13 protein-coding genes are annotated in these 22,384 nt (G+C 60.9%); 5 read left to right on the top strand and 8 right to left on the bottom strand.

Annotated features, from left to right (window positions below; all coding sequences use genetic code 11):
- Nucleotides 1-237 precede the first annotated feature (237 nt).
- Nucleotides 238-4,485, bottom strand: coding sequence for a beta strand repeat-containing protein (locus NBG89_RS01130; RefSeq protein ID WP_431321360.1), 4,248 nt, complete (start codon nucleotides 4,483-4,485; stop codon nucleotides 238-240).
- A gap of 786 nt (nucleotides 4,486-5,271) precedes the next feature.
- Here NBG89_RS01130 and NBG89_RS01125 point away from each other — a divergent pair.
- From NBG89_RS01125 to glf, 3 genes are read left to right on the top strand one after another with little or no spacing between them, the layout of a single operon-like run.
- Nucleotides 5,272-7,326: a glycosyl transferase gene (locus tag NBG89_RS01125; RefSeq protein ID WP_431321359.1), complete on the top strand. Its 2,055-nt coding sequence runs from the start codon at nucleotides 5,272-5,274 to the stop codon at nucleotides 7,324-7,326.
- A 30-nt stretch (nucleotides 7,327-7,356) separates the two neighbouring features.
- Nucleotides 7,357-8,610, top strand: a complete 1,254-nt coding sequence (locus NBG89_RS01120) for a hypothetical protein (RefSeq protein WP_431321358.1) — start codon at nucleotides 7,357-7,359, stop codon at nucleotides 8,608-8,610.
- A 46-nt stretch (nucleotides 8,611-8,656) separates the two neighbouring features.
- Entirely contained in the window at nucleotides 8,657-9,814 is a 1,158-nt protein-coding gene (gene glf, locus NBG89_RS01115; protein WP_431322751.1) for a UDP-galactopyranose mutase, read from the top strand.
- 136 nt (nucleotides 9,815-9,950) lie between these two features.
- Here the strand turns inward: glf and NBG89_RS01110 are convergent, their stop codons facing one another.
- Both NBG89_RS01110 and mscL read right to left on the bottom strand, forming a co-directional pair.
- On the bottom strand, nucleotides 9,951-11,117 hold the full coding sequence (locus NBG89_RS01110) for a pyridoxal phosphate-dependent aminotransferase (protein WP_431321357.1): 1,167 nt from the start codon (nucleotides 11,115-11,117) through the stop codon (nucleotides 9,951-9,953).
- Between the two features lie 122 nt (nucleotides 11,118-11,239).
- Nucleotides 11,240-11,680, bottom strand: a complete 441-nt coding sequence (mscL, locus tag NBG89_RS01105) for a large conductance mechanosensitive channel protein MscL (RefSeq protein WP_431321356.1) — start codon at nucleotides 11,678-11,680, stop codon at nucleotides 11,240-11,242.
- A gap of 216 nt (nucleotides 11,681-11,896) precedes the next feature.
- Here mscL and NBG89_RS01100 point away from each other — a divergent pair, with 216 nt between their 5' ends.
- The gene (locus NBG89_RS01100; protein ID WP_431321355.1) at nucleotides 11,897-15,400 is read left to right on the top strand and encodes a hybrid sensor histidine kinase/response regulator; all 3,504 of its coding nucleotides are present in this window, start codon (nucleotides 11,897-11,899) and stop codon (nucleotides 15,398-15,400) included.
- Between the two features lie 75 nt (nucleotides 15,401-15,475).
- Here NBG89_RS01100 and NBG89_RS01095 read toward each other — a convergent pair whose 3' ends face one another.
- Complete coding sequence (locus tag NBG89_RS01095; RefSeq protein WP_431321354.1) at nucleotides 15,476-15,880, bottom strand: GFA family protein; 405 nt, start codon at nucleotides 15,878-15,880, stop codon at nucleotides 15,476-15,478.
- Between the two features lie 53 nt (nucleotides 15,881-15,933).
- Here NBG89_RS01095 and NBG89_RS01090 point away from each other — a divergent pair, with 53 nt between their 5' ends.
- On the top strand, nucleotides 15,934-16,434 hold the full coding sequence (locus tag NBG89_RS01090; protein WP_431321353.1) for a MarR family winged helix-turn-helix transcriptional regulator: 501 nt from the start codon (nucleotides 15,934-15,936) through the stop codon (nucleotides 16,432-16,434).
- 125 nt (nucleotides 16,435-16,559) lie between these two features.
- Here NBG89_RS01090 and NBG89_RS01085 read toward each other — a convergent pair whose 3' ends face one another.
- From NBG89_RS01085 to NBG89_RS01070, 4 genes are all read right to left on the bottom strand, one after another.
- Nucleotides 16,560-16,775 (bottom strand): hypothetical protein, encoded by a 216-nt coding sequence (locus NBG89_RS01085; RefSeq protein ID WP_431321352.1) that lies wholly within the window; start codon nucleotides 16,773-16,775, stop codon nucleotides 16,560-16,562.
- Nucleotides 16,776-17,083: 308 nt separating this feature from the next.
- Complete coding sequence (locus NBG89_RS01080; protein ID WP_431321351.1) at nucleotides 17,084-20,833, bottom strand: peptidoglycan-binding protein; 3,750 nt, start codon at nucleotides 20,831-20,833, stop codon at nucleotides 17,084-17,086.
- 333 nt (nucleotides 20,834-21,166) lie between these two features.
- Nucleotides 21,167-21,868, bottom strand: coding sequence for an SDR family NAD(P)-dependent oxidoreductase (locus tag NBG89_RS01075; protein WP_431321350.1), 702 nt, complete (start codon nucleotides 21,866-21,868; stop codon nucleotides 21,167-21,169).
- 141 nt (nucleotides 21,869-22,009) lie between these two features.
- Nucleotides 22,010-22,357, bottom strand: a complete 348-nt coding sequence (locus NBG89_RS01070; protein WP_431321349.1) for a hypothetical protein — start codon at nucleotides 22,355-22,357, stop codon at nucleotides 22,010-22,012.
- Nucleotides 22,358-22,384: the final 27 nt, after the last annotated feature.

Here is a 22,384-nt window from a genome sequence, read left to right as displayed (position 1 = left end):
CAGCTGATGTTCGGGTGCCGCGCCATTGCCAAGGGTAAATATCAGCGCCCTCGCAAGATGAAAACGGTCTCGATTAACTATAAGCTGACACTGAATACCACGGCGAACCAACCGCCCTAGTCCACCGAGAGGAATTCACAGGGAAATGCTCGGCGTGGTTTAGCATGCCGTAGAAACAGAGATCATCGTGCATACGGGGCGATCATGACGACGATCGCCCCGCTGCTCGGCCACACCTTAGATCGCGTGGTATGCCGCGATAATCGCTTCCACCTGAGACGTGTTGAGTGCTGCGACCTGCGCCGTGGTGACGGCCAGCAATTGGTCGCTGGACAGGTGCGAGATGTCGTCTGTGGAAAGACCTGGCATTGCGGTCGACTTGATCGCCGCGATATCGGCGGTCGAGAAGGTCGCAATATCATCGGTAGACAAGGCTGCGATCTGTGCCGAGCCGAGGGCAGCCACCTGACCGGTGGTCAGAGCCTCGGCCTGGGCCGTGCTCAGAGCACCGATCTGAGTGGTCGTCAGCGAGCCGATGGACTTGGTGTTCAGCGCTGCAACCTGATCGGTCGACAGGGCTGCAAGATCGTCCGTGCTCAGCGCCGCCACCTGGGTGCCGGACAGAGCATTGACCTGCGACGACGTCAAGGCACCGATCTGGGCGGTGGTGAGTGCCGCGATCTGGGTGGTCTTCAGTGCGGCAACCTGAGTGGTCTTCAGCGCCGCGGCCTGATCGGTCGACAGGGCTGCAAGATTGTCGGTCGTCAGACCCGCCAGGGCGGTGGCGGTGATTGCCGCAACATCGGCGGTCGAGAAGGTCGCAATGTCTGCGGAAGAAAGGGCCCCGATCTGCGCCGATCCGAGGGCAGCCACCTGGCCGGTGGTCAGGGCTTCAGCCTGGGCCGTGCTCAGGGCACCGATCTGGGCAGTCGTCAGCGAGCCGACGGACTTGGTGTTCAGCGCTGCAACCTGATCGGTGGAGAGCGCCGCAAGATCGTCCGTGCTCAGCGCCGCCACCTGGGTGCCGGACAGAGCATTGACCTGCGACGAGCTCAGGACGCCGACTTGGGCGGTCGTCAGAGCCGCAACCTGGGACGTCTTCAGTGCCGCAATCTGTGTAGTCTTCAGTGCCGCAGCCTGATCGGTCGACAGGGCTGCGAGATTGTCGGTGGAAAGGCCTGCCAGCGCAGCCACCGAGATTGCCGCAACATCGGCGGTCGAGAAAGTGGCAATATCTGCGGAAGAAAGGGCTGCGATCTGCGCCGATCCGAGGGCAGCCACCTGGCCGGTGGTCAGGGCTTCAGCCTGGGCCGTGCTCAGGGCACCGATCTGGGCAGTCGTCAGCGAGCCGACGGACTTGGTGTTCAGCGCTGCAACCTGATCGGTGGAGAGGGCTGCAAGATCGTCCGTGCTCAGCGCCGCTACCTGGGTGCCGGACAGAGCATTGACCTGCGACGAGCTCAGAACACCGACCTGGGCGGTCGTCAGCGCTGCAACCTGAGCCGTCTTCAGCGCCGCAATCTGTGTAGTCTTCAGGGCCGCGGCCTGATCGGTCGACAGGGCTGCGAGATTGTCAGTCGAGAGCCCCGGCAGCGCAGCCACCGAGATTGCCGCGATATCGGCCGTCGAGAAGGTGGCAATGTCTGCGGAAGACAGCGCGCCCACCTGCGCCTGGGTCAAGGCGGCGACCTGCGTCGAGGTCAGCGCCTCGGCCTGGGCCGTGCTCAGAGCACCGATCTGAGCGGTCGTCAGCGACGCCAGGGATCTGGTGTTCAAAGCGGTGACCTGATCGGTGGAGAGTGCGGCAAGATCGTCCGTGCTCAGCGCCGCCAGCTGGGTGCCGGACAGAGCATTGACCTGCGATGAACTCAAGACGCCGACCTGGGCGGTGGTGAGCGCCGCGATCTGGGCAGTCTTCAGCGCCGCAATCTGTGTAGTCTTCAGTGCCGCGGCCTGATCGGTCGACAGGGCTGCAAGATTGTCGGTGGAAAGGCCTGCCAGCGCAGTCGCGGAGATTGCCGCGATATCGGCCGTCGAGAAGGTCGCAATGTCTGCGGAAGAAAGGGCCGCGACCTGCGTCGAGCTCAGAGCGCCGACAAGAGCAGAGGTCAGCGCCTCGGCCTGGGCCGTGCTCAGGGCACCGATCTGAGTGGTCGTCAGTGAGCCGATGGACTTGGTGTTCAGCGCTGCAACCTGATCGGTCGACAGGACGCCAATATCGGCCGTGCTTAGCGCCGCCAGCTGGGTGCCGGACAGGGCATTGATCTGCGACGACGTCAAGGCACCGATCTGGGCGGTCGTGAGTGCCGCGATCTGGGCGGTCTTCAGTGCGGCAACCTGAGTGGTCTTCAGCGCCGCGGCCTGATCGGTCGACAGGGCTGCAAGATTGCCGGTCGTCAGACCCGCCAGGGCGGTGGCGGTGATTGCCGCAACATCGGCGGTCGAGAAGGTCGCAATATCTGCGGAAGAAAGGGCCCCGATCTGCGCCGATCCGAGGGCAGCCACCTGGCCGGTGGTCAGGGCTTCAGCCTGGGCCGTGCTCAGGGCACCGATCTGGGCAGTCGTCAGCGAGCCGACGGACTTGGTGTTCAGCGCTGCAACCTGATCGGTGGAGAGCGCCGCAAGATCGTCCGTGCTCAGCGCCGCCACCTGGGTGCCGGACAGAGCATTGACCTGCGACGAGCTCAGGACGCCGACTTGGGCGGTCGTCAGAGCCGCAACCTGGGACGTCTTCAGTGCCGCAATCTGTGTAGTCTTCAGTGCCGCAGCCTGATCGGTCGACAGGGCTGCGAGATTGTCGGTGGAAAGGCCTGCCAGCGCAGCCACCGAGATTGCCGCAACATCGGCGGTCGAGAAGGTGGCAATATCTGCGGAAGAAAGGGCTGCGATCTGCGCCGATCCGAGGGCAGCCACCTGGCCGGTGGTCAGGGCTTCAGCCTGGGCCGTGCTCAGGGCACCGATCTGGGCAGTCGTCAGCGAGCCGACGGACTTGGTGTTCAGCGCTGCAACCTGATCGGTGGAGAGGGCTGCAAGATCGTCCGTGCTCAGCGCCGCTACCTGGGTGCCGGACAGAGCATTGACCTGCGACGAGCTCAGAACACCGACCTGGGCGGTCGTCAGCGCTGCAACCTGAGCCGTCTTCAGCGCCGCAATCTGTGTAGTCTTCAGAGCCGCGGCCTGATCGGTCGACAGGGCCGCGAGATTACCGGTGGAAAGGCCTGCCAGCGCAGTGGCGGTGATTGCCGCGATATCGGCGGTCGAGAAGGTGGCAATATCTGCGGAAGAAAGGGCAGCTATCTGCGCCGAGCCAAGGGCAGCCACCTGACCGGTCGACAAGGCCTCGGCCTGGGCCGTGCTCAGAGCACCGATCTGGGCAGTCGTCAGCGACCCGATAGCCTTGGTGTTCAGCGCAGCGACCTGATCGGTGGACAGGACGGCAAAATCATCGGTGCTTAGTGCCGCCATCTGGGCGCCGGACAGAGCATTTACCTGCGACGAGCTCAGAACACCGACCTGGGCGGTCGTCAGTGCTGCAACCTGAGCCGTCTTCAGCGCCGCAATCTGTGTAGTCTTCAGGGCCGCGGCCTGATCGGTCGACAGGGCTGCAAGATTGTCGGTGGAAAGGCCTGCCAGCGCAGCTGCCGAGATTGCCGCGATATCGGCCGTCGAGAAGGTCGCAATGTCTGCGGAAGAAAGGGCCGCGACCTGCGTCGAGCTCAGAGCGCCGACAAGAGCAGAGGTCAGCGCCTCGGCCTGGGCCGTGCTCAGGGCACCGATCTGGGCGGTCGTCAGCGAACCGATGGCTTTCGAGCTCAGAGCGGCGACCTGATCGGTGGACAGGACGCCAATATCGGCCGTGCTTAGCGCCGCCACCTGGGTGCCGGACAGAGCATTGATCTGCGACGAGCTCAAGGCACCGATCTGGGCGGTGGTGAGCGCCGCGATCTGGGCAGTCTTCAGCGCTGCAATCTGGGTGGTCTTCAGCGCCGCGGCCTGATCGGTCGACAGGGCAGCGAGATTATCGGTGGAAAGGCCCGCCAAGGCAGTCGCGGAGATCGCTGCGACATCGGCGGTCGAGAAGGTCGCAATATCATCGGTGGACAGGGCCGAGACCTGCGCCGAAGTCATGGCACCAACCTGCGAAGAGGTCAGCGCTTCGACCTGGGATGACGTCAAAGCAGCAACTTGCGTTGAATTCAGTGCCGCAACCTGAGACGACGCCAGGCTTTCGATCTTCGAGGTGTCGAGAGCGGCAAGCTGGCTCAGAGTCAAGCCAGCGACCGATGTGGCCGCAATCGCGCTCATCTGCCCGGTGGAGAAAGCCGCGATATCGTCGGTGCTGAGCGCCGCGATTTGGGCCGAGGAGAGAGCCTTGACCTGAGTGGTCGTCATTACCGCAATGTCGCTGGTGGTCAGCGAGGCGATTGTGACGGTCGAAAGGGACTTGATCTGATTGGCGCTAAGGGAGCTGATGATGGAAGTCATGGACGCGAGCCTTCGAGGTTAATCGTTTGTGAACATCACCGATGCTGCCGACCACGAGACAAACGCGGCGAACCCCTTATCCGAGGCTCAGCTTCGTAATGCGCGTGCCATATGCGGCGCCCGTTCATCTCGACGCGAAAACTTGGGTCGAAGCGTCTCAACGAACGGAAATGTCGGATTGAGGACATGGCTCGCGGGAGCCCTAGCGCAGGAAGGCCTCATGCAGACAGGACACAAAGCATCCTGCTTCCTACGCCCATGAATGAAGCCTCCTCAGGAAAGGGTCGGTCCATTCATTTTGCCGAAGTCTTACCCAGTTGCGAACTGTGGACTTCTGAGACAACAGGTAGCGGCCAAGCTTAAATTTTGAGTTAACGGGCCGAATCCAAGGACAAATTTGTCTCGGACTTGGACAGGGCAAACTTTACTGGATCGAGAAGGTTTAAGCACAGGCTTACCTCGGACACAAACTAGGCGGCCGACCGATTTGGCAACATATCGGCGAGACGCGGGCGTCGAAAGTCTTCAATATGACCTGAGATCCACGTAGTCGCGGCTCTTCGAGAGCCAATAAGCCAGATAAAACATTTCGGTAGGATCTGAGTTTTTCGACATGGGGACTTCCTATGCTTTCGGGAGGTCGGCGATTCGAATGATGTGGGTTGCGGACGGAATAGAAGAGGCAAAACTGCGCGAACAATGAAAGCACAAGCCCAAAGCAAGCTAACGCGACTATGACCCTTCAAAACATGTTCTCAGTGTCGGCCGCCTGTCATCGGAATTTCTATGGACATCAACACCAATCTTGCCTCAGAGCCTCTTTCGCCACTTCCCGGTCTACTTGAACGCGCACGACAACAGCGACTTTCGCTGACGGAATTGTTTCAGTGTGCCGAGAGTTTGAATTCCGCCGGACTGAGAGAGCAAGCTGGCGAACTTTACCGGTCGTGGATTGCATATAACGATTCCAATTCCCTGCTTCATCTCGTCTACTTCAATTATTCCGTCACGCTACGGCAGCTGGGCGATCTGGCCGGCTCGATTAATGCACTGCGCGCCGGCCTGAAGATTGAGCCGCGTTTCGGTCAGGGCCACATCAATCTTGGCCGCGCTCTGGAGGATGCCGGCCTGACCGGACTGGCGATCCAGCAATGGCAGGCCTTTGCGGAGATGACGGCCGAGATCACACCCGAACGCGTTACGCATCGCCTGATGATTCTACAGCATATCGGCCGAGTGCTTGAGAACGCAGGACTTATGGAAGAGGCGGAAAAGACCCTTTGGCAGGCGATTGAGTTGCGGCCCGACAAAATCGAATCAGCTCAGCATTGGACCTCTCTGCGGCAACGCCAGTGCAAGTGGCCGACGTTGGTCCCTTCGGAACACGTCTCCGAGCGACAACTCCTGGATTCATTGTCGCCGCTGACCCTCGCCTGCTATGCCGACGATCCTATCTTCCAGCTTGCCAAAGCCTATCGCTACTGCAAGTCGCTTGTCGGTCGACCCGACTTGACCGGGTTTGCGCGCATCGCCCCTCGTCAAAAATCCAACACTGCGCAACGGTTGCGCATCGGCTATGTGTCGTCTGATCTGCGCGACCACGCCGTCGGCTTTGCGCTCAGCGAGGTCTTCGAGACGCACGACAAGAGCACCGTCGAGATCTACGCCTATTATTGTGGTGAAGCGCGTACGGCTGATGCAACACAATCGCGCATAATGAATGCCATCGACTGCTGGCGCGATATTTCGATGATCAGCGACAGCGATGCCGCAAGGCAGATCATTGCAGACGAGATCGACATTCTCGTCGATGTGAACGGCTACACGAAGCACGCGCGCACCAAGATCTTTGCTTATCGGCCGGCGCCGGTGATCGTCGCTTTCTGCGGCTATCCCGGCACCATGGGCAGCCCATTCCACCAATACATCATCGCCGACGAGCACATCATCCCGCCGGGCAACGAGATCTATTATTCGGAAAAAGTACTGCGGATACCTTGCAACCAGCCGGTCGATCGCAAGAGGCAGATCGCGCCTCGACCGGACCGGGCGGAGGCAGGGCTGCCCGAGGATGCGTTTATATTTGCCTGCTTCAACGGCATGCAGAAGATCACCGCTGCTTGCTTTGACCGTTGGATGGCTATTCTTTCGGCAACACCGGGTAGTGTTCTCTGGTTGCTCAGCGGAGGCGAGGATGTCGATCAGCGTCTCAGGCAAGCCGCCGAGCGACATGGGGTGGCGCCGGAACGGTTGATTTTCGCCCCCAAGGCTCCCAATCCGAAGCATCTTGCCCGGATTGGTGTGGCCGATCTCTTCCTGGATACCTTTCCTTACGGAGCGCATTCCACGGCAGGCGACGCCGTTACCATGGGATTGCCTGTCCTGACTTTCCCCGGCAATGGCTTCGCATCGCGCTTCTGTGCCAGCATCGTCGCTGCGACCGGCGTGCCGGAACTGATATGCGACGGGCCTGACGACTACGTTGGCAAAGCCGTCAGACTTGCGCAGGACCGTGAGGCCCTCGCCGCAGTAAGGCAGTCCTTGGAGAGCCACCGCGACGCCAGCGTTCTTCGCGACATTCCCGCTCTCGTTCAGCGCCTCGAGCAATTGTATTGGCAAGTGCAGGGCGAGTGCGAGCGTGGCGAAACACCCATGCCTGATCTGAAAAACCTCGACATCTACTACGAAGTCGGGGTGGAGATCATGAACGAAAACATCGAGTTCGAGGACAGCGCCGACTACCGCCGGCGTTATATCGAGAAACTGGCAAACTGGCACGCCTTTTCCCCGATCCCGTATGACGACCGTCTGTGGACGGCAGAAACTGCTCGTGCGCAATGAGCGGAACCAACCCCAGGAAGCGAGGCTGAAATGGCTCCAGTTATACTTGTCACCTTTGCGGGCAGGCAGAAAAGAATGGAAATCCTGACCCGATACATTCATTCAGCCATGGATGTCGGGATCATAGACGAGTGGCATGTCTGGGATTTCACGCGCTCGCAGGAAGACCACGAATGGGTCACGCGTGAATTCGGCCCGGTTCGCTTTATGGGGTCGGATGCTCCATACCAGTCGAAGGGCTCGGTAGGGCCCAATCAGCCGCTCCGCCTCAGCGCAACAATCACCAACGACCTTCACATCGCAATCATTCCCAACGACGGCGGTGAAGAGTATTTCGAGCTGGTGGTGGGCGGCTGGAACAATTCGCACTCCGTCCTGAGGAAGCTGTCGCGGAGCGGGCTCAGCAATTTCGATCGTGACGGTATTCCTGCCATCTGGAGCAGAGCGACCCCCGGTATTCTGTCGCCAGGCACTCCAAACCAGATCGTACTCAACGTCGATGCGGCGGGTATCCCCTCGCTCCACGTCAACAACGTGGCTGTCGGGACCTGGAGTGACCTGGATATCTCTGCCGGTGCGTCGATCATGGTCCGCGGCGGCTGGGGTGCTTCCCTGGAGCTCGGAAATGTACGCTCGCGGATACAGCGCTTCGTGGGCAATCGGAACGAGCATATGCCCTATTGGCAAGCCTATAACTTCTACGCGACACGGTTGCGGGCATTTTCAGACTCGATATTCTTGAAGTGTGATGACGACATCGTCTATTTGGATCTCGAAAAACTCAGTGATTTCATTGAGTTCCGGCGAACAAACCCAAAATACGTGATTGTCTCCGCCAATGTGGTGAATAACGGGGTCTGCGCCCATTGGCAGCAAGTGGCCGGTTCCATCCCCGAATATGTCGGTCACTTCGAGCGCCCGCCGGGTGGGTTTGGCGGAAGCCTGTGGCAAAGCGCGGATCGTGCGAACGAACTGCACGACTACTTCCTGCAAACCAACAGCAAGCATTTGCCTTTGCCGAGCAAAGTAATCGAATGGAAGGAGCGCCAATCGATCAACTTCATTGCCTGGCTTGGCAAGGACCTCGTGCATATGGCCCTGCCGAAAGGGGACGACGAGCGCGCATTGACAGTCGATCTGCCGGAACTCCTCGACCGGCCCACGGCGATTTATTCGGATTTCACTGTCAGCCACCTCAGCTTCGGCCCCCAGGAGCAAGGTCTCGCTCTGGATCATTTGATCGGCGCTTATGACGAACTGATGCGCAGCTCGATTGCGGCGTAACACCTTTAGCAAAGAGTTTCTCGATACAAGAGTGGAGCGTCCTGGAATGCGGGCAAATGGAAGAATTGGTATCGTTGGTGCAGGATTGTCCGGTGCGGTGATCGGCCGGGAACTTGCGCTGGCTGGCCATCAGGTCGAGATCTTTGATATGCGCGCCCACATTGCAGGAAACTGCCATACCGAGCGCGACGAAAAAACCGGGGTGATGGTCCATGTGTACGGGCCGCATATCTTCCATACGGATGACACTGAAGTCTGGGACTATGTGAATAGGTTCCAGACCTTCATGCCCTATAAAAATCGGGTGAAGACAACCTCGAAGGGCCAAGTCTATTCATTGCCCGTCAATCTGCACACGATTAATCAGTTCTTCGGGAAAACTTTCCGCCCAGACGATGCCCGTGCCTTCATCGAGACGCAGGCGGACAAAACGATCGAGGACCCGACAACCTTCGAAGAGCAAGCGCTCCGCTTTGTCGGCAATGACCTCTACGAGGCCTTCTTCAAAGGATATACACAGAAGCAGTGGGGTTGCTCGCCGACGGAATTGCCGGCGTCCATTCTCAAACGACTTCCCGTGCGCTTCAACTATGACGACAACTATTTCGCGCATAAATACCAGGGAATGCCTGAGAACGGCTACAGCGATATGGTCGGTCGCATTCTGGACCATCCCAACATCCATGTGAGCCTCAAGACGCGCTTTCTACGCACGCAAAAAGAAGAATTTGCGCATGTGTTTTACTCCGGCTCGCTCGACGGCTATTTCGATCACGAGTTCGGCCCATTGGGATATCGAACGCTTGACTTCGAGCGCTTCGACTATGACGGCGATTACCAGGGCTGCGCGGTCATGAATTATGGCGACGCGTCCGTGCCCTACACGCGCATCACCGAGCACAAGCATTTCTCACCCTGGGAGAACCATACAGGTTCCGTCTGTTACCGGGAATTCTCCCGCATTTGCGGTGATGATGACATCCCCTACTATCCAATCCGTCTCGTCAAGGACAAAGAACAACTGGCCCAATATGTACAACGTGCAAACGCCGAAACATCCATCACCTTTGTTGGACGCCTCGGAACCTATCGCTATCTTGATATGGATGTGACCATTCGCGAAGCGCTTGATACTGCGCGGCTTTACCTTAGCCGATTGTCAGAAGGCACGTTGATGCCGGTCTTTCAGCACTCGCCGATTTAGGCGCCCGAGTGAGGCTCAGTTGAAAATATTCCGCCGAGACCTCACAGGCGCTTTGTGCCAATCAGCCGGATTTTCTGCAACAGCCCTCAAGCTGCCGTGCGGAGTTGCCGCACACCACCAAAGCGCGAGCGGGCAGCTAGAGCGTCAGGATGTAGTCGCAGAGCCGGTTCGCCGCCATCCGGATCTGGGCCGGATCGCGCAGGAAGCAGGCGCGCACGAAAAGCTCGCCACCCGGGCCGAAAGCCGCGCCCGGCGCTAGCCCGACACCTGTCTTGTCGACGATGTCGATCGCTGCCTTGCGGCTGTCGGTCACCCCATCGATCTTCAGAAAGGCATAGAGCGCGCCATCCGGCTTCAGCGTTTCGACGCGGTTCGTCGCAATCAGCGCGTCGCAAAGGATGTCGCGGGAACGCCTGGCCTTTTCGATGTTGGACTGCACGAACGCGTCGCCATCATTCAAGGCGGCGACTGCCCCCCGTTGCATGAACTGCGCCACGCCCGAGGTCGAATATTGGATGAGGTTCTCAAGCACCTGGCCGGTCTGCGGCGGGGCAACGATCCAACCGATGCGCCAGCCGGTCATCGACCAGTTCTTCGAGAAGGAGTTAACGAACATGATCTTGTCGTCCGGCTCCATAATGTCGAGGAAGGACGGCGCCCGGCCGCCGGCAAAGTAATAGCGCGCGTAGATCTCGTCAGCCATGATCCACAGGTCATGCTTGCGCGCGAGCGCGAGGATGGCTGCCAGATCGTCCCTGGTTGCTGTCCAGCCGGTCGGGTTGGACGGCGTGTTGATGAACAGCCCCCTCGTCCTCGGCGTGATCGCCGCCGCGATACGGTCGAGATCGACTGACCATCTGCCGCCCTCGAAAGTCAGCTGCACGCCGACCGAACGGGCGCCGGCAATTTCCAGGGCGGCCGCAATGTTCGGCCAGGCGGGCGTCAGATAGACGAGCTCGTCACCTGGCGAAGTCAATGCCTGCACTGAGATCTGGATCGCCTGCATGCCGGAACCGGTGACGTAAAAATGCTCGACCGGCAGAGTGATGTCGAAATGCCGGGCGTAGTAGTCCGAGAGCGCCTGGCGCAGCTCGGGGATGCCGCGCTGATAGGTATAGAAGGTTTCGCCGCCTGCGAGCGCATCAATCGCCGCCTTGTTGATGAACTCAGGCGTCGGCAGATCGCCCTCGCCGACCCAAAGCGGCAGAAGCCCATCGCGGCCACGGGCATAGTTGACGACTTCGACGATCCCGCTTTCAGGTGCCATAACGGCGCGCGGGCTAAGGCTGCTGACAATCGACATGCATCACTCCGGTTTGCGCCTACATAAAGCAAAGGCGGCCGGAAATCTCATGACAATCGGTGAAGCCGCATCGATTTCTGTGATGATTGGTCCCGCCACAACGGCAGGACCAATCCTTGAACTCATGCCGGGCGCTTGGCCAGCAGGTCGCGGATTTCCGTTAGCAACGCGACATCGGCCGGCGGCGCAGCGGCCTCTTCATTCGCCTGCTTGATCTTCAGCTGCTTGTCCACCTGCTTCTGCAGCGTATTCACGCCCTTGACCATCAAGAAGATGATCCAGGCAAGGATGAGGAAGTTGATAAGAACCGTGATGAAGCTGCCATAAGCAAGCACCGCGCCCTGCTGGCGAGCGGCGGCCAGGGTCTGCGCGTTGACATTGGAAGACAGGCCGATGAAGTAGTTCGAAAAGTCGAACCCACCAAAGACGGCGCCGACGATCGGCATGATGACATCGTCGACCAGCGACTTCACGATACCGCCAAAGGCACCGCCGATGATGACACCGACAGCAAGGTCCATGACATTGCCGCGGGCGATAAATGCTTTGAACTCATTGAGCATCCGATCCGTCTCCCTCTGATGCAGTCTCGCTGACAGGTCATTGTTTTCATTAGCTACATCTTCGATGCAATTAATCAATTGGCAATAATCAATTATCGACAGCCTTCGAACGTCTTTGACTTAAGGCCTAGAGCCCGCCCAATGTTCAAACTTTGGGAATTGCCTTAGTCTTGGTGCTCCGGGAGGACTGGCGCGTGGTGCGCCGGTGGAGGTTTTATGCTGCCAGGCTGGGTCATAATTGCATCCGCATTCGGCTATCTGCTCCTGCTTTTCGCAGTGGCGAGCCATGGCGACCGCAGACGGCGAATGTTCGGAACGCCGGCCGGCGGCCGCCCGGCCGTCTATGCGCTCAGCCTCGCAATCTACTGTACATCCTGGACCTATTTCGGCAGCGTCGGGCTGGCCTCTCAGCGCGGACTGGAATTCCTCGGCATCTATATCGGCCCGATCCTCGTCTTCACGCTCGGCATGCCCGTGCTGCGACGGATCACCGAGCTTGCCAAAGCCGAGAAACTGACGTCGGTCGCCGATTTCATTTCCGCGCGCTACGGCAAGAACCCTGCGGTCGCGACCATCGTGGCGCTGATCTCGCTGGTCGGCGCCATCCCCTATATCGCGCTGCAGCTGAAGTCCGTGTCGAGCACCATGACGGCGATGCTCAACCCGTCGGACTATGGCATCGGCAGCGGTAATCTCTATTTTCTCGACCTGCCGCTACTCGTAACGCTCGTGCTTGCCTGCTTCGCAATCATGTTCGGCACACGCCATACGGATGCGACGGAGCACCAGGATGGATTGATCCTCGCCGTCGCCATGGAATCCGTAGTCAAGCTTTTCGCCTTTCTCACGGCCGGCATCTGCGTGATCTGGTTCCTGTTCGACGGCCCTCTCGACCTTTGGCAAAAGGCGAGCGAAAACCAGCTTGTGCTCTCGGCTCTGCACTACCAGACGCCGATCAGCCGCTGGATCACGCTGACGCTGCTATCGGCCTTCGCGATCATCATGCTGCCGCGACAATTCCACGTCACGGTTGTCGAGAACAGAACCGCACGGGAACTTCGGCTCGCCGGCTTCCTCTTCCCTCTCTATCTGATCGTCATCAATCTCTTCGTGCTGCCGGTGGCAATCGGCGGCCTGCTGACCTTCGGCGGCAGCGGCAATGCCGACCTCTACGTGCTTTCGCTGCCGCTTGCGGGGCAGATGCCCGTCGTCTCGCTGATTACCTTCATCGGCGGCTTTTCCGCGGCGACGGCCATGGTGATCGTCGCGTCCGTCGCGCTCTCGATCATGGTGTCGAACGACATCATCATGCCTATCTTCCTGCACCGGAAGCTGACCGATCGCACAGGGCAGCGCAGCGACTTCGCCAAGACGCTGCTCAACATAAGGCGCAGCGCGATCTTCGCCGTGCTTCTTCTCGGCTACTGCTATTATCGCTCAACCGACAGCACAGCGGGACTGGCCTCGATCGGACTGCTTTCCTTCGCCGCGATTGCGCAGATGGCCCCTGCCCTGTTCGGCGGCCTGATCTGGCGGCGGGCCAATGCGCGCGGTGCCATCCTGGGGCTGACGTCGGGTTTCGTGATCTGGGTCTATCTGCTGTTCCTGCCCTCGCTTGGCGGGCCGGACTATTCGGGCGTCGCAAGCGCCGTTCTCGGCTTCATCTTTCCGGGGACGACAATCTTTGCGGCGCCCGATGCCGATCCGCTGGTCAATGCCACGGCGATGAGCCTCCTCGTCAACACCGCCTTCTTCGTCATCGGCTCGGTAACCCGCAACGCGCGACCGCTCGAGCGCATTCAGGCCGGTATTTTCGTCAAGCGGCAATCCCGCTCGCAGTTTGCCACCCGTGGTTGGAAAACGCGCATCAGCGTCGGCGATTTGAAGGCGACGGTCTCCCGTTATCTCGGCGAAGAGCGCATGGAGCGCTCCTTCCAGACCTACCAGCAGAATTCGGGACGCGAGCTCGAGGACGATCAGCCAGCAGATATGGCGCTGATCCACTTTACCGAGCAATTGCTCGGCAGCGCGATCGGTTCCTCGTCGGCCCGGCTCGTGCTGTCGCTGATCCTCCAGAAGGTGGAAGACGCCTCCGCCGATACCGCCTGGCTGCTCGACCAGGCGAGCGAGGCGCTGCAATATAACCAGGACATGCTGCAGACCGCGCTTTCGCAGATGGACCAAGGGATCGCGGTGTTCGACAGCTCGAACAACCTGACGATATGGAACCGGCGTTTCCGGCAATTGCTTGATCTGCCGGAGAATACCGGACAAGTCGGCTTCCCGCTGGCCGACATCGTGGCGATCCTCAGCGAGCGCGGCGACATTGCGGCCGGCGACGTCAACCAGACAGTCCGCCATTTCCTGACGCTGGACAAACCCTTCGCGCTCGTGCTTGGCGGCGGCGAGCGCATCATCGAAGTGCGCTCCAACGCCATGCCTGATAAGGGCATCGTTGCGACCTTCACCGACATCACTCAGCGGGTCGCCGCCGACCGGGCCCTGAAGCAGGCAAATGAAACGCTGGAACAGCGCGTCGTCGAGCGCACGGCAGAGCTCACCCGCGTCAACCACGAACTCGGCGAGGCGCGGGCCGCGGCTGATGAGGCCAATCTCGGCAAGACGCGATTCTTCGCTGCAGCCGGCCACGACATCCTGCAGCCGCTCAATGCCGCCCGGCTCTATTCCTCTGCGCTGGTCGAGCGCATGGGCCAATCCGAAAGCAGCGCCATCGTGCGCAATATCGATTCCGCGCTGGAATCGGTCGAGACCATCCTTGGCGCCGTGCTCGATATTTCGCGGCTCGACACCGGGGCCATGCGGCCACGCCTCGCCCCCGTGCCCCTCTCCGATCTGCTGGAGCGAATCCAGACCGATTTCGCACCGATCGCCCGCGAGAAAAAGCTGAAGCTGGTGGTGATGCCGACCTCGCTGCGGGTTCGCTCCGACCCCAATCTGTTGCGCCGCCTCGTGCAAAATCTGGTCTCCAACGCGATCAAATACACGATCGACGGCAAGGTGCTGGTCGGCGCGCGCCGGCGTGGACACCAGGTCGTCATTCAGGTGATGGATTCGGGGATCGGAATTCCGCCGTCGAAGTTCCGGACGGTCTTCAAGGAATTCGCCCGCCTCGATGAAGGCGCCAAGACAGCCTCGGGGCTCGGCCTTGGCCTTTCGATCGTCGATCGCATCGCGCGCGTCCTCAACCATCCGGTGGAACTGCACTCGACACACGGCAAGGGCACGGATTTCCGCATCATCATGCCGCGCGACGCGTCGCGACTTCCCGAGCGTTTGGGTGCTGCTCAAGCGGTGGAACATTCTGCGCAGAACCTCAAGGGGCTGAAGGTCCTCTGCGTCGACAACGAGCCGCATATTTTGGAAGGCATGCAGCTCCTGATCAGCGGCTGGGGCTGCGAAGTTCGATGCCTGGGCTCGCTGGCCGAGGTCGACGCACTCGATGCGCGCCAGGCGCCGCCCGACCTTGTTATCGCCGACTATCATCTTGGCGACGGCACCGGCGTTTCCGCCATTCTGACGCTCCGGGAGCGGTTCATGGCGTTCATTCCAGCGCTGATCGTCACCGCGGATCGCACGCCGGAGGTTCGCGCCGAAGTCGAGCGGCACGGCATCGGCCTCCAGCACAAACCGGTCCGCCCGGCGGCACTGAGGGCCTACATCACGCAGATTTCCGCTCAGAAGCGTGCGGCGGCGGAATGACATTCTCGTTCGTCGTCATGACCCCGGGATGGCAAGTCGCCGAACGCGACAGGGTTGCGAGGCTACCGGTCTGAATTAAAGGTAGCTCGTCACCGCAGGTTCGTTCCACCAATTGTCGTGACGCCCGTCCATGTAGCGAACCGGCAGACCGGCAAGCTCTTCTGGCGATATGTCATCAAGGCAGGCAATGTTGATCGAAACATAGTCTCCGCCAATCTCTGGAATATGACCATGCCCATAGGCATGGAGGCCGCATGTCGGGCAAAAGCGGTGGTGGCCGCTCATCGTTGCGAACTGATAGTCAGCGGCCGCCGTCTCCTCGCACAGCAAACGGAAATCCTCGGGCTTCACGACCGCGCCCCAATAGCGCCGCTTGCCGCAGACGGTGCAATTGCAGCGGCCAGTGCCGGCCTGGAGATCCGCATCGACCTCGTAGCGGATTTTGCCGCAATGGCAGCTGCCCGTGTAGGTTTTCTTCATGGATTTCCTCCTTCGCCCTTTGCAAGGGTCATTGGTAATGACAATATGTTGTCATGACCAATGAGATACCAACACGACAACATGTTGTCAAACAAAATCGCCCGCAACGGACCGCCGAAGGCGATGCCTTCTCGCTGTTCACGATCGCTGCGCTGCGGCTCGCAGGCCGGTTGACCGCCGCCGGCGACGAGTTGGCGAAGCCCGCCGGGCAGACGAGCGCCCGCTGGCAGGTCCTTGCAGGTGCACGAAGTGGCGCGCATTCCGTCGCACAGATTGCCCGCCTGCTCGGGATTGCCCGGCAGGGCGTGCAACGGCTGGCGGATGCACTCGAAGGCGACGGGCTGATCAGCTACGTCGACAACCCGCAGCACCAGCGCGCCAAACTGGTAAAATTGACGGAGGAAGGCGAATCCCGCCTCGCCGCGATCGAGACAGCGCAGGCGGAGTGGGCCGACAGGCTCGGGCAGTCTTTTACCGCCGCTGAAATGGAGGCAGCCCTGGCCGTCATGACCAGATTGATCGAAACCCTCGACGCGGAAACCGGCAAGGCATAGGCCGGCTATGGCGCCCGATCGGCCTGAAGCAATTAAATTAGCTCATGGATATCTGCCAAAAAAACGCGAGCAGTCGCGGAGCAGGCCCCTAAGCCGGAGGCTGCCGTACATAGAGCAACGCAATATCAGGTTCCCTGAACGGCCTGCGACCCATTGGAACGGGCATTGGCTGCATGCGCTTCGAGGATCGCGGCGGCTATGACCTTCTGAAGCTCGTAAACCAGCATGCGCGAGCGCTTACGATCCAGATCCTGCGCCGCCTTTGCAAGATTCAATCCCTCGTTCAGGACGATATGGTGAGCTCGCGTTAGCGCCCAGCTTTCAATATCAAGACTTATCATTCGGAATCTCCGCCAAATCATTTAGCATCAACGACATTCACCGAATCACGATACACAGAGCACTTACACAGCAAGAAGAATCATAGTTGCAATATCTTGCAAATAACATTTTCCAAAGAATACGCGCGGGATGCGAAATTTCTTCTTGAGCTGCGATAGATACAACCGCACTGCCTCTGAGCCCGCACAAACTGAGTCCGGGCTCTGATCACATATATTTGGCGAAGCTTGCACGGACCTGCACACATCATGGCTTGCATTTTGATCGATCTCCCGTAAGCGCACGGAAGACCGGGAGGGTGCCGCAATCAGACCTTGGTGGCCGGGCCCTTGTTGCGATCCAAGAGCGCCTTCACGGTAATGTCGTTGATCTTGCCGCTCGGCTCCTGGCCGATCGACTTCTGGAAGCTCTTGATCGCCGCAACGGTCTTCGCGCCCATCTCGCCATCCGGCTGACCGGCGTCGAAGCCGTTGTTGTTGAGAATCGCCTGGATGTTGCGGATCGCCCTCTTCACGTCGACGGTCGAGGTCTTGGTGGCATTGCCGATCCATTCATCCGGAACGTCGACGCCGTTCGCCTTGCTGTCGAGCGGTGCGGCCTTCCAGAGGTCTGCCTTGGCACGCGCCTTTTCCAGCTGGTCCGGCTTCATCGCGTTGGCGACTTCATCACGCTTCTGTGCCGCATCCTTGTCACCGCCCTTGGCCGCAACCGCGAACCACTTGTAGGATTCAGTCAGATCCTGTGCGACACCATTGCCGCGAGCGCAGAGGATCGCCAGATTGAACTGGCTGTCGGTGACGCCGAGGTCGGCCGCCTTGATGAACCAGCCCGCCGCCACCTTATAGTCCTGCTGGCCGAGCGCACCAGACGCGTAAAGCACGGCGAGATTGTGCATCGCACTGGCATTGCCCTGGTTGGCAGCCTGTTCGTAATATTGCTTCGCCTTGGCGATATCGCGTCCGACGCCCGTGCCCTTCTCGTAAATGTTGCCGAGACGATATTCGGCCGGCGCGAAGCCCTTGTTCGCGGCGAGCTGATACCAATTTGCCGCTTCCTTCGCATCGACGGTGACGCCGGCACGGCCCTCGCTATAGCGGGCACCAATTTCGAAGAGCGCCAGTGGATCGCCACTCTTGGCGGCATCGGCGAGCGACTTCGGCTGCACCACATCCGGGACGGCAATGCTTGCCGTTTCCGCAGTCGGTGTGGTGGCCACTCCAGCCGCAACCGGCGCAGCATCCTTGGCAATGAAACCGGAGGCGTCCTGCGGAGTACCGGAAAGCGCAAGCGGCGCCGCCGCATCACCGTTCAGCGGCGCGGTTGCAGTCAGATGGTCGGGTGCTGCCGGCGCGGGCGCTGGATCGCTGCTCGCGATCGGCGCGACAGGGGCTGCAGCCGGGACTTCCGCAGCGATTGCCGCGACTTGGTCCGGCGCGGTTTCGCTGTCGGGCGGCAGCGTATTGCTGGAAGTATCCGTCAGCATGGCAACTTCGGCGGACGGCGCCGGCTGACCGCTCGTCAGCGTGCGGGCCAGTGGAAACGCCATGATCGCCAGAAGCACGGCGCCGACGGCAAGCAGAATCGGACGGCGGAAGCGCGACAAGGCGCCTCCCTTGGTCGAGTCCTTGACCTTTGCCTTCTTGTCGGCCTTGGCGGGCTGCGGCTTGGCGCCGGGTTCGGTCTCCATTGCCGCAGCCTGCGCGGCGCGGCGGGCGGCGGCAATGTAGTCGGCGCGCTCATTTTCCGTTGCGGGCTTGGCGTTCGTTCGCGCAGCGTTCTGGCTGGCGCGCACACGTTCCAGGATTTTCTTGACATCGGGCGCACCTGAGCCCGGCTCCAGCGGCTCATTGGCGGCTTCGGGCGGCATCACATCGACGGGATCAATGGATGGAGTCGGATCGATCACCGTGCGCTCGGCGGCAGCGGTTTCCGCCTTCACCTTTTTGCTTGGCAGCAGACGCTTGCCAAGGCTCGCGAGGAGGCTGCTCTTTGAGGCATCAGCGGATGCGGCAGGTTTCGTCGCCGCCTCAATGGCGACCACGCTGGTATCGGTCGCAGCCATGACCGGTATGGCGAGCGCTTGTTCGGCGGCCTCGGGCTGACGGCCTGCAGGGGCGCGAGTTCCGAACACCGCCGGCTTCTGCGCATCCTCGGCTCCAGCCTGCATCATCGCGAAGGTATCGACCGCGAAATCGACGTCGGCGCTCGGCATTCTCGGCGCAGGCCTTGCGGCGGCGCGATCTTCCATCGTGTCCAATCGCTCGGCGATCTGGACCAGCGTTTCGTGCAAGGCCTGGAAGGTCTTGTGCGTGCGCTCCTCGCTGCTGCGGCTGAGGTCCTCGAGCTGGCGCAGGTCTTCGGCAAGCGCAGTGAGCGCCGATATGTCGGCTACAGCCGGCGCACCGCCGTGGAGGACGCCGCTTCTTGCATAGGCCTCGACCACCGCTTCCGCCGCCTGGCGGGCGGCCTCGATGATATATTCGTCGCTGGTCGCCATGTAGTCTTCGATCGCGCCCATGCGGCGGTCGAAATCCAGCGGCAACTCCGCTGCGGGCCGCGGTTCGCTCATCAGGGCCGAGAGGTTTGCGATCTGGTCTTCAAGGTTCTTCAGCGCATAGGAATCGGCCGCTGGCGCGGCGGCGCTTTCCTCAATGCGCGCGGCGATATCGCCGAGCCGGCTTTCGATGCGACGGATGGCGCTATCATCCGCCGGAGCGGCGACAGGCTGAAGCGGCTGGAAATCCATTTCGTCGATGCGGCGTGCGAGATAGTCCAGGCGCTGCGCCAGCGCGTCGTTAACCGAGCCGACCTCGAGCGCATCGATCTTGCGCGAGATATCGGCGAGCGCTCCGGTCAGTTCGGGCCGCGGCGCGGCCGTGTGGCTTCGCTCGAGCAGGTAGGACAGATGCTCCAGGCGTTCGTCGAGGCGCGAGGCGGCCTCGGCGTTGGCGAGTTCCTCAACGCGCAGCGTCAGCGTTTCGAGCCGATCCGCCAGAGCATCGGTCGGGCCTACGCGGCTCGCGAGGCTATGGCCCATCATATCGATCTGCTCGCCCAAGGCGTTCAGGCGGCCTTCGAGGCGATGCATCATGGCGGGGTCGCCGCTGGTGGCAGCGCGGCCGGTTGCCGCAATGGCGCGGCTGATTTCGTCGAGCCGGCCATCGACCGCTGCAAACTGCTCGGCCATCGCCCGATCATGCGGCTGGATCATCGTGCCAAACTGCTCCATCGCCGTTGCAATGGAGAGAAGCTTGTCTTCCAGCGCCCGCACGGCCGGGCTTTCGCCCATGCCGCCGATATGGCGCTTGATGTCGTCGAGCCGGTAGGCAAGCGCCACCAGCTCTTCCTGCAGGCCCGCCGTATCGAGCGCATGCAGCTGGTTCTCGAAGCCGTCCCAGCGCGTCTCCATATTGCGGATTGAATCTTCGCGCGCCAGCCCGTCCATCAGCGAGCGCAGCTCTTCGAACTCGCCGCGCAATCCTTGCGCTTCGGGCGCATTGGAGCGGCCAGCAAGCTGGTCGATGCTGCTGGCGAGACGGCCCATATCGGCGCGAATGTCATCAGCAAAGCGACGGTCTTCCGCGCCGACCTTGATGCTGCGGATCTCCTCGCGCAGTGCGTTCATCTCGCGCGTCACGCCATCGGAGATGTCGCGCTTCAGATCCTGACGAAGATTGACGAGCGCCTGGGCGATCTCGGTCATGGTGTCGTCTGCGGCGCGATAGGCCGGCTTTGGATCGGCCGGACGCGTTGCGCGTTCGGCAACACGCGATGGGGCTGGCTGCTCGCGCACCGCCGGCCGTTCCCGGCTTGCCTCCAGAATGCGCTGGCGCTGGCGAATTTCCGCAAAAGGATCCGGCCGAGCTTCAGGGGCATAGGGCGCGTGGCCGGCATACGGATCCTCGCGCTCCGGCGACGGGGCGCGCTGGCGCTGGTCGCGAACGCTCGCGCCCAGCAAACCCTCGATCCTCGCTTCCAGACCTTCGATGGTGCGGTTCAATGCATCAAGCGACGCCCTGTCGGAATGCCGGGGGGAATTTGATCGCGATCCGTTCATCTTCTTGCTCGCTTCATCTGTCCGAACCCTCGTCAGGGCCGATCATTGGCTTCCGTCAGCGCCGCACCCGAATGCGGACGTGAGCACCGTTCATGAAGGGATAATCAATTAGACTTTCCTCAACCTGTGCGGCGTAGCGGCATTCCATGAAACGCGAGACTGAAAAAAGGAATGCAAGTCGCCAATGCTCAGACAGCACCTTTCACGAAACGTGGTAAACAACCCGTTAATCGGCGTGAGATTTTTTTTAACTTTTCAGTATTTTCAGCCGTTTCCGTGCTGAAGTGGGCCGCAAGCGCTCTGGGCGCATCCAGCGACTATGTTAGGCAGACATCAGAAGGATTCCGTCCACGGCCGCACCTCGATTTCCTGCGACCAGGCGCTCCGGTGCTGCAGGAGCACATTGATATAGGTCTGCGCGATGGCGTCAGGATCGAGCGTCGCATCCGGCTTGGCCGGGTCTTCCCGGCGCATCTGCGAACGGATTCCACCGTCGATGATGAAATGGGCAACGTGAATGCCCTTTGGCCCTAGTTCACGGGCGGCACTCTGGGCAAGACCGCGAAGCGCAAACTTACCCATGGCGAAAGCGGCCGACAGGGCATATCCCTTGATGCTCGCCGTCGCCCCGGTAAACAGGATCGCGCCGCGCCCATGCGGAAGCATGCGCCTTGCGGCCTGCTGGCTGACCAGGAAGCCGCCGTAAGCGCTGATCGCAATTGCCTGTTCGACAGCGGCTGGATCGAGTTCTGCCAAAGGACCGCGCAGGCGGCCACTGGCGTTATAGACGACGACCTCGGGATCACCGATCGCAGCCGCGACGCCGTCAAAGAGTGCAGCGACGGAAGCCGGCTGCGCGGCATCCGCGGCAAAGGTCAGCGCCCCGGTTTCTCCGGCAAGTTTATTCAGCTTGTCGGTATCGCGCGCCGCCAGCGCAACCTTGACGTCGCGCTCCGTTAACTGACGCGCAAGCGAGGCGCTGAGCCCCGGGCCTGCGCCGACGATGAGAGCGGAGCTGTAAGGAAACTCGGTCATGGCTGTCCTCCGGTCGATATCGCCGAAACCTGGGCACAGAATACGCGTCGTGTTTGCCTGCGGATACCAGGCGAACCAGGATTTGAAGCGAATGGCGGGTAAGCGCGTATTGTGCCGCTCGCCTGCATGATCCGCCGACCTTCACTTGATTGCACCGCCACGCCAAGCGCGTGCGAGCAGGACCGACAGGACAGCATGCAGGACGACTGTTGGCCAAAGCAAAACGCCCGTCAGCCCATGGGCGAGGCCGAGATAGGCGAGATAGAGCGTAACGAGCGCACTGTAGAAGAGCATGCCTTCGAGGGGCCGACTCCGCCAGCAGGCGATCCCCAGTCCGATGAGCGCCATGCCGGCGACGCGCGCGGCGGCCGCCGCTACGCCCACCAGCGCCTCCCCAAGCAGTAACACACCGACGAGCGCTGGAATGGCGACCAACGCGAGGCCGGTCACGATTTCACCGATGGCCGCGACAGCCAACGCCCTGTTCATCGTGCCGATCCTCCTCCATAACACGGC

The organism is Rhizobium sp. YTU87027, from assembly GCF_050644135.1.
Classification (GTDB): domain Bacteria; phylum Pseudomonadota; class Alphaproteobacteria; order Rhizobiales; family Rhizobiaceae; genus Rhizobium.
This window is presented reverse-complemented; position numbering and strand designations above follow the sequence as displayed.